We start from the raw sequence: 12,287 nt of genomic DNA on the forward strand, positions 1-12,287 counted from the left end.
CCCCCTATTCACCGGGCTTGGATCTGCTTGAGCTGTCCACGGAACCGCTCAAGACGTCCCAGAATACTCGCGTCCCACACCCGATCGCCGACCCTAAGCCGCGCTCCGCCAATGAGGGCCGGGTTGACCTCCAGCCGCATCGAGACGTCTTTGCCGGTCTTTTGCGCCAATCGGCTCCTGAGTTTCTGCGCCTCCTCCTCGGAAACCGGGAGGGCAGTCTCGACCTCCGCATGGATTCGCCCCAGGGCCTCGTCCACCCGCCCGCGGTACTCTCCCACTATCTGCGGCAAGTCATCCTGTCGCCGATGATCGAGCAAGACGTAGAGAAAATTCAACATGAGCCCGGAGACCCGATCCCCGAACACCCGGGCTATGGTGCGTTTTTTCACATCTCTGGACACGCTGGGATGGTGGAGGAACTCCACCAGTTTCGGCTCCGTCTTCCACACCTCGAGCACCGAGCCCAATTCCTTCTCGATGGTCTGCACGTCCGATTTGTCCCGGGCGGCCTCAAAAAGGGCGATGGCATAGCGTTTTGCGACGGTGCCGTCCCTCATACCCGATCCCCCATCTCCGCTAGGGCCCGGTCCACCAGTTCCCGGTGGCTCTTCGCATCCAGTTCCTTGGCCAGGATGCGCCCGGCCAACATCACCGACAGCTCGCCGACCTGATCCCGGAGTTCCGCCAGGGCTTTTTCCTTCTCGCTCTGGATCTCGGCCAAGGCTTCTTCCTTGATGCGCCTGGCCTCGGTCTCGGCCGCAGCGAGGATCTCCGCCGCCTGGCGCTCACTGGTGCGCCGGGCGTTCTCCATCCACTCGTGCGCGTCCTGCCGGGCCTTTTCCACCAGCGCCCGGTGCTCCTCCAGAACCCGCTCCGCCTCTTCCCGCTCGCGTTCGGCGGAGGACAGTTGATTCTCGATATATTCCCGACGATCGTTCAACATCTTGACCAGTGGTTTCCACGCAAACTTGGAAAGGAACCACAACAAGATCAAAAAGGCGATGAGTTGAACGAGGGCCGTACCGAGCTCAAACTCCATCTGCTTGGTTCACTCCCTTCGACCGGACAAAAGGAAGGCAGGGCCCGTTGCCCCGCCCGACGGCCCGCTCCTCAGCTGCGTCCGAACAGCAGGAAGCCCATCACCAGCGAGATGACCGGCAACGCCTCAACCAAGCCGATGCCGATAAACATCTGGGTTTGCAGCATGCCCCGGGCTTCCGGCTGCCGGGCGATTCCTTCGATGGTACGGCTGATGACGAGGCCGTTGCCGATACCGGCACCCACGGCCGCCAACCCGAACGCAATCGCTGCAGCGATACCGAACAAATTCATTCAGTGGACACTCCCTTCGAAATCTCCCCCCACGAACCGACCGTCTCTCCGGTCAATGAGCTTCGTGAGGCAATTTTTGTGAAATGTACACCAGAGTCAACACCGTGAAAACGAAGGATTGGATCGTACCGACGAAGATACTGTACGCGATCCAGATGATCAACGTCGGGACGTTTCCGATGGGCAACCAACCGAAGGCCATGGGGATTCCGAGCAAAACGGAGATCAACACTTCCCCCGCGAAAATATTGCCGTATAACCGCAAACCAAGCGTCAGAAATTTCGCGACTTCCTCCAAGATATTGATGGGGAGGAAGATGAAGAACGGTTCAAAATAATGTTTGAAATAGGCACCCGGACGCCGTAGTCCCAGATAGTGGCTGAGCAAAATGACCATCAGGGACATGGCCATGGTCACGCTCATGTTCGCCGTCGGCGCCACCCACCAATTGACAGACTGCCCGGGTTCAACCCCGAGTCCGGGGATGCCGTTGGGATGTGCAGTTGTGATGTTGAACGGCATATCGCTCATGTTGGAGATAAAAATGTAGATAATGAGCGTCAGCGCCAGAGGAACGAACTTGTCGGCCTGTTTTTCGCTCATCATGTCTGTGGCCAGGCCCCGGACAAATCCGTACAACCATTCCAGGACATTCTGCATTCCCGTCGGGCTGCGCATGCTCATCCGGCTTGTCCCCATCCTGGCGAGCACCGCCACAATGATCATCATCAAGAGCGACATCCCGATGGTGGCGAGATTGAACTTCATTCCCCACAGCACAAGAATCGGATGCGCACCTTCCACCGCTTCGTTTCCCCCCTTTCGGGCCGAACCAGCCTGAGATTAGGATTTGTCGCGCCTCAGAGCACGCACGTGGTCCCCAAGGGCGAGGGCCGGACCGATCCAGACCGCCGCCAAAGCGGCCAAAGGATTGGCCCACTCTGGGTGCCGGCTGAGCAGAAGGACCATCAAGAGGACGGCGGCGATCCTGGAGACCGCCGCGAATCCCGGGCGCACCCTGGCGTGCTCCACCGCCACCGCACCGGCTTGCCGGGCTTGTCGGGCGGCGCTGATCAGGTAATACACGCCGACGAAAGATCCTACGGCAAGTCCTGCGGCCAGCGGACGCCAAGCCGCGGGCGCCGCGCCCCAGAGCAGTACAAAAGCCGCCGTGGCGTACAGGGTGTTCCGTACGGCGCGCCGCACCCGAGTTTCGAATTCCCCCATCTCACCGGCCATCCCGCGAGGTGCCCCCCATCACCGTCTGCACCAAATGCACGACACCGAGGATCCCCGCGGCCAGCCCCAGGAGCACCCCGACGAGCAACATCCACGGCGACGTTCCCCAAAGACGGTCCAACCAGCGTCCGAGATATACCCCGGCCAGAACGGCGGCCGCGAGCTCCACGCCAATCCCCGAAACGAGGGCGAAAGCCCGCCAGGACCGGCGTTCCTCTGACCCCCGCCCCCTTTCGGGCCTCGGGTCGTCACCCCCGGATTCCCCTTGGCCCCGCGCCATCTCCATCCCTCCGAGGAGGGCCCCGGGCCGCGGGTGAGTCCGCAGGCGTTCGCCGCCCGTGGCATACAGCCCGAAAAAAACCGCCCATTCGGGCGGTTCCGGCTCCCAGGCCCTGCCGAATTCACGCGATCTAGGGCCGCTGGTGGTTTCACGCTGCGCAACAGGTGTATCCCACCGTGAAACGCCCTATTCCCAGCCCCATAGTACACAAAACGCTGTACGGTTGTCAACGAAACCTGTACGGAAACGGGACGTGCCGCGGCTTTGGCCGAAAATCCTCACGATTTGTTCAGATTTCCGGAAATGCCTGGAGATCGGCTTGGTCGGAGTACTCCGGTCACCGGACGTTTTCCACGATCATCGCCGCCCCTTGGCCTCCTCCGATACACAGCGTGGCCAAACCATAACGTACGCCCCGGCGCTTCATTTCGTGGATGAGGGTGACCAGGATCCGGGCTCCACTGGCGCCGATGGGGTGGCCCAAGGCGATGGCTCCGCCGTTGACATTGAGAATCTCATCCGGAATGTTGAGCTCCCGGGCCACGGCCAGGGACTGAGCAGCAAAGGCTTCATTGGCCTCCACCAGTCCGATGTCCGCCATGGTAAGCCCTGCCCGGTCCAGGGCTTTGCGTGTCGCATAAATCGGCCCCAGCCCCATCACCGCAGGGTCGAGGCCCGCCGAGGCATAGGAGACGACCCGGACCAAGGGTTTCGCGCCCGATTCCGTTGCCCGGGCCGCGCTCATCACCGCCAGGGCTGCCGCGCCGTCGTTGAGCCCCGAGGCGTTGCCCGCCGTGACGGTGCCGTCCTTTTTGAAGGCCGGGCGGAGCTTCGCCAGGGCTTCCGCGGTGGTCGACGGCCGGGGGTGTTCGTCCGTGTCAAAAACGGAGACCTCCCCTTTCCGCCCCCGGATCTCCACTGGGACGATCTCGTCCTTGAAGCGGCCCTCGGCAATGGCCGCCGCCGCCCGCTGCTGGCTGCGCAGAGCGAAGGCGTCTTGCTCCTCCCGGGTGAGTCCGTAGCGCTCCGCCACATTCTCCGCCGTGATCCCCATGTGCACGTCGGTGAAGGCGCACCAGAGCCCGTCTTTGATCATCGAATCCACCAGTTCGGCGTGGCCCATGCGCAGACCGCTTCGCGCCCCCTCGGTGAGATAGGGCGCCCGGCTCATATTCTCCATGCCGCCGGCCAAAAGCATCTCGGCATCCCCGGCCCTGATCGCCTGGGCAGCGAGCATCACCGCTTTAAGTCCGGAGCCGCAGACCTTGTTGATAGTCATGGATGGGACTTCTTGGGGAATGCCCGCCTTCATCGCCGCTTGGCGGGCGGGGTTTTGCCCCAGGCCGGCCTGAAGGACGTTGCCCATAATGACTTCGTCGAGCCTTTCGGGGTCCACCCCGCCCCGGGCCGCCGCCTCTTTGAGTACCGCCGCACCCAGTTCCGGCGCCGGCACCCGGGACAGTGCCCCTTGAAAAGTTCCGACGGCGGTGCGCACTGCTGAAGTAATCACTACGTCCACCATGATCTCTCCCTCTCCCTTCCCGAGCCGAAGCCCCACCCGTCCACTTGGCCGGCCTCCGCCCAGCCCCTTGGCCGAGGTTTATGGCCCTCCAAAACGCCGGGTCATTTTGTGCCATACAGCCGATCGCCGGCGTCGCCAAGGCCCGGCACGATGTAGCCGTGATCGTTCAAACGTTCGTCCACTGCCGCGGTGTACAGATCCACTTCAGGATGATCCGACTGGACCCGCTGAACGCCCTCGGGGGCGGCGATGAGACACATCAACTTGATGTGCCGGGCGCCCCTCTCCTTGATGAACCGGATCGCGGCCGAGGCCGAGCCGCCGGTGGCGAGCATCGGATCGATGACGATGAGCTCCCGCTCCGTGACGTCGGTGGGCAATTTGCAATAATATTCCACGGGTTGAAGAGTGTCCGGGTCGCGGTAAAGGCCGATATGGCCGACCTTGGCGGCGGGGATCAGTTTCAGAACGCCTTCCACCATGCCCAGCCCCGCCCGCAGTATGGGCACCACGCCCAGTTTCCGCCCGGAGAGGACCTGGGCCCTGGCCGGGCCCAGAGGGGTTTCCACCACCGTCTCCTCCAAGGGTAGATCCCGGGTGATTTCGTAGGCCATGAGCATGGCCACTTCCTCCAGGAGCTCCCGAAACTCCTTCGTCCCGGTGTTTTTATCGCGAATCAGCGTCAACTTATGTTGAATCAATGGATGGTCCAAAACGTGAACTCGCCCCACGGCCGTCCCCTCGCTCAGTGCGCTTCCACGCTTTGGTAGAGCGGAAACTCCTCGCAAAGCCCCCGAACCAGGGACATCGCCCGGTTGATGGCCGGCTGTTCATCCTGGTGGCGCAGGGTCAGATCGATGATTTCCGCGATCGTCTCCATCGCGGCCGTCCCCATGCCCCGGGTGGTCACCGCCGGGGTCCCGATCCGAATTCCGCTGGTCACAAAGGGGCTTTCCGGATCAAAGGGGATGGTGTTTTTGTTCACCGTCACCCCGACCTCGTCCAGCAGCCGTTCCGCCTCCCGGCCCGTGAGGCGCAAATTCCGGACATCCACCAGCATCATATGATTGTCGGTCCCGCCGGACACCAGGTTAAACCCGCGATCGATCAGCGCCTTTGCCAAAGCCTGGGCGTTGTCCACCACCGCCTGGCTGTAGTCCCGGAACTCCGGCCGGAGCGCCTCTCCGAAGGCCACCGCCTTGGCGGCGATGATGTGCATAAGGGGCCCGCCCTGGATACCGGGGAAAATGGCTTTATCGATGTCTTTGGCGAAGCGCTCCTTGCACAGGATGAGTCCGCCCCGGGGCCCCCGAAGCGTCTTATGGGTGGTGCTGGTCACCACGTCGGCGTAAGGGACGGGATTGGGATGGTGCCCTGTGGCCACGAGTCCCGCAATGTGAGCCATATCCACCATCAGATACGCCCCGACCTCGTCGGCAATCTCCCGGAGTTTCGGAAAATCGATGATCCGCGGATAGGCGCTGGCCCCGGCGACGATCATCTTCGGCCGGTGCTCCCGGGCCAGGCGGGCGACGTGTTCGTAATCGATCTGCTGGGTGTGCTCGTCCACGCCGTAAGGGACAAAATGATACAGTTTCCCGGAGATGTTCACCGGACTGCCGTGGGTCAGGTGTCCGCCGTGGGAGAGGTTCATTCCGAGCACCGTGTCGCCCGGCTGAAGAAGGGCAAAATACACGGCCGTATTGGCCTGGGCGCCGGAATGGGGCTGGACGTTGGCATGTTCCGCCCCAAACAATTCTTTCGCCCGTTCCCGGGCGAGGTTCTCCACGATGTCCACGTACTCGCATCCGCCGTAATAGCGTTTGCCCGGGTACCCCTCGGCGTATTTATTGGTAAGTACCGTGCCCATCGCTTCCAGCACGGCTCGGCTGACAAAATTCTCCGAGGCGATGAGTTCGATCTTGTTTCGCTGGCGATTCAGTTCTTTTTCGATCGCCTCGGCCACTTCCGGGTCGATCAGTCGCAAATGGCTCACAAACGCGTCTCTCCTTCCTGGCTCACCCTTCGTCCAGGCTGTACCTGGCTCGGGGACCTCCCACATACTTTGGACGGGTTTTGGCCGCCACCACCCGGGCCGCTCCCACCCGGTCCGTTTTGAGGCGAACCGGGACCGCCACCGGGCGCAGGTGCATGCCGATCAGCGTGTCGCCGATGTCAATGCCGGCGTGGGCCCGCACCGCCTCAACGCACACCGGATCTTTCCAGAGGCGAAAGGCTGCCGAAGCCACGGCTCCCCCCGCCTCGGGGACCGGGACCACCCGCACCTCCTCCAGCCCGAAGCGCTCCGCCGTTTCCCGTTCCACCACCAGGGCGCGGTTGATGTGCTCGCACCCCTGGACGGCGATGGACACCCCGAAACGCTGACGAATCTCCCGCAGGGCCCGGGCCACCGCCCGACCGATCTCCAGGGACCCAGCCGTTCCGATGCGCCGCCCGGCGATCTCACTGCTGCTCGCCCCGACCACCAGGAGCGTCCCGTCGTTGAGCCCCGATACCTGGGCCAACTCCTCCACGGCGGCCAGGGTCTGGTCATACACTTTACGAATCAAATCCTCGGGCACGGGCTCCTTTAACAGTTCGGACACGCCGGATCCCCCGCCTCCGCCCGGAGCTCAGGCCGGTGCTCCTCGACAGCGGCGATCTTGTCCAACCGCCGTTGATGACGGCCGCCCTCAAAAGGCGTCTCCAGCCACACCCGCAGGACCTCCCCGGCCAACCCGGGCCCGATCACGCGCCCGCCCATAGTCAGCACATTGCTGTCGTTGTGAAGGCGAGTGGCCTTGGCAGAAAAGGTATCGTGTACCGTCACCGCCCGGATTCCGGGGATTTTGTTGGCGGTGATGGCCATGCCAAGACCCGTGCCGCAGATCAACACCCCCCGGGTGTACTCCCCCCTCGCCACGGCCTCCGCCACGGGCACGGCAAAGTCCGGGTAGTCCACCGACGCCTCGCTGTGGCAGCCGAAATCCGTGTAGGGGATCCCCAAGTCTTCCAGTACGGTTTTCAAATGCTCTTTCAGCGCGAAACCGCCGTGGTCGGCGGCGATGGCCACGTTCACGGCTCTCCCTCCATTTCCCCCTTTATTCTATCCTTTGGCAGGAAAAAAGGGCAACCGGAACCTCGTGGGGTAAGGCCGTTCTTCGATCTTGGCCGGCCAAGGGTGCAGCGTCGCGCAGCCAAGGGCGCACAGCCCCGCGGCCAACGGGCTCATTTCCGCGCGAAAAAATTTGCCCTCCCGGGGGCGACGAGGCCGGGCCGGGAGGGCGGGAAGGAGTATCAACACAACCCTCAGCTCGCTTTTGGATTCGGATGCGCCACTGGGCGTCTCCGGTTTGCTCGAACGCCGTCACCCGATGGCCGTGCTGCATGGCCCAACGGGGGAGACTTTCGGTGGCCTGGGTGCAGTCGAAGTCGATCACCAGTTCATCGCCGGGAGCCAGGTTTGCCATGGCCTTTTCGGCCTCCACCACCGGAAAGGGACAAACATAGCCGAGAACTTGTAAATGATGGGTCATTTTCCTCACCTCCCTATGTCGTTCCGGGCCCGATCACGCGCCCTGACGAAGGGCCGCACCCCGGCTCGGGGCGCCCGCCGCCCGCATGGGACGCACCACGGCAAAATACGCAGCGAACCAGGTGCCAAGGATCATGGCCGGCGTGGCCACCCATCCTTCCCAAGACCAGAGAGAGGTGTTCACCAGGCCATTCCCGATACTGCATCCCCCGGCCAGCCCTGCCCCAAACCCCATGAGGAGACCGCCGACGAGGTTGATGATAGCCGTTTTCGCCGGAGGGACCCGCCAGCGAAACTCCCCGCTGCCTTTTGCCGCGAGAAACGAGCCCAAGGCGATCCCGAGGACCAAGAATACGCCCCAATCTAAGGACTTTAGATCGCCAGTGACCAAATAGCGAAGGAGATTCGCCGACGGCGTGGTGATGCCGAGGCCGTAGATCCGCCCGGTGGCTTCACTGAGGGGCCAGGCCAGAATGGCGATCAGCCCCACCAGGATGCCCGTGACGAAGGGGTGCCAACGCCGCTCGAACAATAGATGATTGAGACCGCGCCTTTTTGCCGGTAGCCCCGGAATGGGCCCGCCTTCCCGGCGCAAATGCCATCGCACCGCCCAGGCCGTCACCAGGGCGAAGGCGGCGATGAGCACCCATGGGGAGACGCCAAGACTTTGATAAACGAAAGAATCCGGCCCTTTCGCCGCCGTGAGGCGGCCATACACCGGCTTCAGGGCGCCGTATTTCATCACCGCCGCACCGAGCATGTAGCCAAACAGGGCGATCCAACTGCCGATCAGTCCCTCTCCCACCCGGTACCACGTACCCGTGGCGCAGCCCCCGGCCATCACGATACCGATGCCGAAGATGAAACCGCCCACGATGGCCCCCACCCACGTGAAGGGAACCGGGTCAATCCGGATGGCTCCCAGAGCGGCCAACGCGTATACGCCAATGCTTTGCACGGCAATGGCCACCATGGTGGCGACAAACAGCCGGGTGTCCCCGAGAACGTACACGTCCCTGTAGGCGCTGACCCAGCAAAATCGGCCCCGCTGGAGCACAAATCCGAGCAGCACCCCGCAGAGCAGGCCGAGGACGATGACCGAGATCATTTCAAAGCCCTCCAATCGGAAAAATGTAAAAATCCTTGGGCCCTATTATATGTCTTATATTCCAATGCGACAAGTACATTTTTGGGGCAATAAAAAACGGGGTGTCTAGCACCCCGGCCAGGAAGGCCATCTTCTCACACGGGTCGTGATTGATCAATCGTTGTCAGCCGCCCGCGGTGTCGGTGGAAACTGCCCACCCGGTGCATCCGAAGGACCGCCCTTGGTGTCCTCTGCATCCTCCCGGGCATTTCGCGGCGGCCCGCCATTCCCGGCGTCCTCTGTATTGCCACCCGCCTCTCCGTCTCGATGCTCTGCCTGGGTGCCATCCGTCTCCCGGGTCAATCGATCCATGAGCGCCGTGAGCGCCTTCTCGATTTCTTCCAGACAGCGCGTGTATTCCTCCACATCCCCTCCAAAGGGGTCGGCGATGTCCTTGGCGTTCTCCCCGGGCCAGGCGTATTCGTTGAGAGTGAAAACTTTACTGACTGCCGAGGGAAACCGGGCGTGCATCATCCGTTTATGCCCCTCAGTCATGGTCAGCACCACGTCCGCCCACTCCACATCCTCTTGCGCCACACTTCGGCTGCGGTGATCCTCCACATCTTCCACCCCGCGACGTCGGAGGGCCTCCCGGGCGTGCTCCGACGCCGGCAACCCGGGGACCGCCGCCAGGCCCGCCGACCGGACCTCGAGGGAATATCCCCGCTGCTTGGCCAGACGGCGCAGCAGAGCGGCCGCCATGGGGCTTCGGCAGGTGTTGCCTGTGCAGACAAACAAGATCCGCATCTTCAACTCTCCGTCCTCTTCGTGTCCCGATTCGCATCCCGTGGATTTCCGCCGCCCGGCGATGCGCATCCAGCGCCGACCTCAATAGCTCCCGGGACAGATTTGCCCTTAGTATACCGATCCGGAGAACCGCAGCACAACGGGGAGGTCAGGGTGAAGAGGGTGTCAGAGGTTTCGGCCCAGCGGAACACGACTGGCGCCAGGGTGGCATGAAGTGAAGTTAGGAAGCCCGGGCGGGGGTGGACAGCACTGGGGACATCCCGGCTTCTTTGTCTTAATTCTCAATATCAATTCTAAACTCCTCGATTTTCCGATAAATCGTCATCCGCGAGACAGACAGCAGCCGTGCGGTCTCGCTGATATTGCCCCGGGTCCGGCGCAGAGCCTCCTCCAAAGTGAGCCTGTCCAGAGCGGTGGATCGCCGCCGGCGAGGGAGGGCTCTCTTCCCGCCGGATGCGGGAATCGGTCCGCGGCCCCGCACTTCCGCAGGTAAATCGCACCACCGGATCTGCCCGTGATCGGCGTGAAACAGCGCCTGCTCGATGGTGTTTTTCAATTGGCGGATGTTTCCAGGCCAGGGGTAAGCCGAAAGGGCCTGCATCGCTTCCTCATCGATGCACGTTTCGCCCATGCCGGACGACTGCTTGATAAAATGCCGGACAAGGAGGGGGATATCTCCCCGGCGTTCCCGCAGAGGGGGGATCGTCAGCGTGATGACATGAATGCGATAGTAGAGGTCCTCTCGAAATTTCCCCATTCTAACCATTTCTTTCAAATTGCGGTGGGTGGCGGCGATGACCCTCACGTCAACGGGAATGGCTCGAGTGCCGCCCACCGGTACGACGACCCTCTCTTCCAGCACCCGGAGCAGATAGGCCTGGACATCGAGAGGAAGTTCGCCGATCTCATCGAGAAAAATAGTACCCCCGTCGGCGGCGACAAACTTTCCTTGTTTCCCCTCCGATTTCGCTCCGGTAAAAGCACCTCCTTCATATCCGAACAGTTCGCTGGCGATCAAATCTTTTGGAATCGCGCCACAGTTCACCGCCACGAAGGGACCATTGCGCCGGGGGCCATACGCGTGAATCGATTGGGCAAGCACTTCTTTGCCCGTTCCCGTTTCCCCGGTGATCAGAATCGTCTTTTCATAGAAAGCTGACTTTTTTGCAAGTTCGATGAGTTGCAACATGTTGGGGTCGCCGGTAACCAGGTGGTCGAATCGATAGCGGGTCAGCGCCGTTGCCTGGCTTTGCCTGGCCGCCGTCAGGCGGTGAAAGACAGCGATGCCCCCCATCATCCGGGTCCCGAATCGGTATGGGAGAATTCGAACCCGCCATTGGACGCCGTTCTCCTGCCGGTAGGTTGTCTCCATACCCTTCTGGGATAACTCGCCCAGGACCGGATGCACGGGCGGATCCAAAGCAGGGAACAGGGGTTTTCCCAGTTCCATACGCAACAAAAATTTGGCAGGATCATTGAGGCGGATCACCCGGCCATCGTTATCGAAGAGGATGAACGGATCGTGCATGGCATCCAACAGCGCCTGAAGGGAAAGGAGGTTCTGTTCCCGCAGGTGGGAGACCAGGGCCTGTTCGAGTTTATAAACCTGGCTGGTGATCAGATACAGGTCGTGAGCCTGGACCAGTTCCTTTTCCCCGGTCATGTCGAGCACCCCGATGATTTGGCGGGTGTAGGGGTCTCGGATCGGCGAGGCGGAACACACCCAGTTGTGCCATCCTTGACAGAAATGTTCCGCCGAGAAAACCTGCACCGGTTGTCCCTCAGCCAGCGCAGTGCCCACTGCGTTGGTTCCTGCTGATTGTTCGCTCCAGTTTGAACCCGGGAGGAAACGTTGCCGTTCCAACTTGCCGAACACGCGCCGATTGTACCGACCGTCGATCAACACTCCCTCCGGGTCGGAAAGAACAATGGCAAAGGGCTCGTCGCAAAAATAGCGAAACAATTCTTCGATATACGGTTTAGCAGTACTCAACAAAAGATAATTCTGCTCCTTTTTTTCCAGTAACAGATCTTCCTGGGGGATCAAGTCGGCCAGATATTTTAAAGGATCGACCTGTAGGCTTGCACACCGTTCCCAGGAAGAGGCGATCACCGGGCGGTGTTGATCCGGCAGAAAACCGCCGCACATAAACTGTTCCCACGCTTGCAGCAGTTTTCGATCAAGTTGATGGAACTCGTCGAATCTTTTGACCACCAAGGCGTCACCCACAATGATTTTCCCTCCTTAACGGCGATTGCTATTTCCCCCGAAGCTGTGACTGGTTTTCTCCGTCAAACGCGGATAAAACACTATCATTCTACCACCTCTGAAAATTGGCCACAATGGGTTTGCGGCTCCCCTTTTATCGGCGTCACATTGTCACATTGTCACAATGTGTCCATCTTGTCACATGTTGAGGGTTTTCTCTTAGGGGCAACCGGCCGGAGTTGTTTCCCGTGTTGATCACGGGGGTTATCGGTCCA

The 12,287-nt window shown here is 61.5% G+C and carries 14 protein-coding genes and 1 pseudogene; all 15 read right to left on the minus strand.

Going from position 1 to position 12,287, the window contains the following annotated elements:
* Nucleotides 1–8: 8 nt before the first annotated feature.
* The 15 genes and pseudogenes from CVV65_RS15985 to CVV65_RS16055 all read right to left on the minus strand — a co-directional run bounded on the left by CVV65_RS15985 (nt 9) and on the right by CVV65_RS16055 (nt 12,033).
* Nucleotides 9–557 (minus strand): F0F1 ATP synthase subunit delta, encoded by a 549-nt coding sequence (locus CVV65_RS15985; RefSeq protein WP_100668987.1) that lies wholly within the window; start codon nt 555–557, stop codon nt 9–11.
* The gene (gene atpF, locus CVV65_RS15990) at nt 554–1,039 is read right to left on the minus strand and encodes a F0F1 ATP synthase subunit B (protein ID WP_013077124.1); all 486 of its coding nucleotides are present in this window, start codon (nt 1,037–1,039) and stop codon (nt 554–556) included. The genes CVV65_RS15985 and atpF overlap by 4 nt, the downstream gene beginning before the upstream one ends.
* Before the next feature lie 71 nt (nt 1,040–1,110).
* Nucleotides 1,111–1,332 carry a F0F1 ATP synthase subunit C gene (gene atpE / locus CVV65_RS15995; RefSeq protein ID WP_013077125.1) on the minus strand — a complete coding sequence of 74 codons (222 nt, stop codon included), beginning with the start codon at nt 1,330–1,332 and terminating at the stop codon, nt 1,111–1,113.
* 52 nt (nt 1,333–1,384) lie between these two features.
* Nucleotides 1,385–2,137, minus strand: coding sequence for a F0F1 ATP synthase subunit A (gene atpB / locus CVV65_RS16000; RefSeq protein ID WP_100668988.1), 753 nt, complete (start codon nt 2,135–2,137; stop codon nt 1,385–1,387).
* Nucleotides 2,138–2,176: 39 nt separating this feature from the next.
* Nucleotides 2,177–2,560 carry a hypothetical protein gene (locus tag CVV65_RS16005; protein WP_133121341.1) on the minus strand — a complete coding sequence of 128 codons (384 nt, stop codon included), beginning with the start codon at nt 2,558–2,560 and terminating at the stop codon, nt 2,177–2,179.
* Between the two features lies 1 nt (nt 2,561).
* Nucleotides 2,562–2,852 carry an AtpZ/AtpI family protein gene (locus CVV65_RS16010; protein ID WP_100668990.1) on the minus strand — a complete coding sequence of 97 codons (291 nt, stop codon included), beginning with the start codon at nt 2,850–2,852 and terminating at the stop codon, nt 2,562–2,564.
* Nucleotides 2,853–3,189: 337 nt separating this feature from the next.
* Entirely contained in the window at nt 3,190–4,374 is a 1,185-nt protein-coding gene (locus tag CVV65_RS16015; protein WP_100669592.1) for an acetyl-CoA C-acetyltransferase, read from the minus strand.
* Nucleotides 4,375–4,475: 101 nt separating this feature from the next.
* Complete coding sequence (upp, locus tag CVV65_RS16020; protein ID WP_100668991.1) at nt 4,476–5,105, minus strand: uracil phosphoribosyltransferase; 630 nt, start codon at nt 5,103–5,105, stop codon at nt 4,476–4,478.
* Between the two features lie 14 nt (nt 5,106–5,119).
* Complete coding sequence (locus CVV65_RS16025; RefSeq protein WP_100668992.1) at nt 5,120–6,370, minus strand: serine hydroxymethyltransferase; 1,251 nt, start codon at nt 6,368–6,370, stop codon at nt 5,120–5,122.
* A gap of 22 nt (nt 6,371–6,392) precedes the next feature.
* The gene (locus CVV65_RS16030; protein ID WP_100668993.1) at nt 6,393–6,980 is read right to left on the minus strand and encodes a TIGR01440 family protein; all 588 of its coding nucleotides are present in this window, start codon (nt 6,978–6,980) and stop codon (nt 6,393–6,395) included.
* Nucleotides 6,965–7,453 (minus strand): ribose 5-phosphate isomerase B, encoded by a 489-nt coding sequence (rpiB, locus tag CVV65_RS16035; protein WP_100668994.1) that lies wholly within the window; start codon nt 7,451–7,453, stop codon nt 6,965–6,967. Before rpiB ends, CVV65_RS16030 begins: the two co-directional genes overlap by 16 nt.
* A gap of 235 nt (nt 7,454–7,688) precedes the next feature.
* Nucleotides 7,689–7,910 (minus strand): annotated as a pseudogene (locus CVV65_RS16040) (sulfurtransferase TusA family protein); the annotation flags it as partial.
* Nucleotides 7,911–7,943: 33 nt separating this feature from the next.
* On the minus strand, nt 7,944–9,017 hold the full coding sequence (locus CVV65_RS16045) for a YeeE/YedE family protein (protein ID WP_100669594.1): 1,074 nt from the start codon (nt 9,015–9,017) through the stop codon (nt 7,944–7,946).
* Nucleotides 9,018–9,170: 153 nt separating this feature from the next.
* Nucleotides 9,171–9,803: a low molecular weight protein arginine phosphatase gene (locus tag CVV65_RS16050; RefSeq protein WP_100669596.1), complete on the minus strand. Its 633-nt coding sequence runs from the start codon at nt 9,801–9,803 to the stop codon at nt 9,171–9,173.
* Nucleotides 9,804–10,077: 274 nt separating this feature from the next.
* A complete protein-coding gene (locus CVV65_RS16055) occupies nt 10,078–12,033 on the minus strand; it encodes a sigma-54-dependent Fis family transcriptional regulator (RefSeq protein ID WP_100668995.1) in 1,956 nt (651 codons plus the stop codon).
* Nucleotides 12,034–12,287 lie beyond the last annotated feature (254 nt).

Origin of the sequence: Kyrpidia spormannii, from assembly GCF_002804065.1 — a bacterium.
GTDB classification, from domain to species: Bacteria; Bacillota; Bacilli; order Kyrpidiales; family Kyrpidiaceae; genus Kyrpidia; species Kyrpidia spormannii.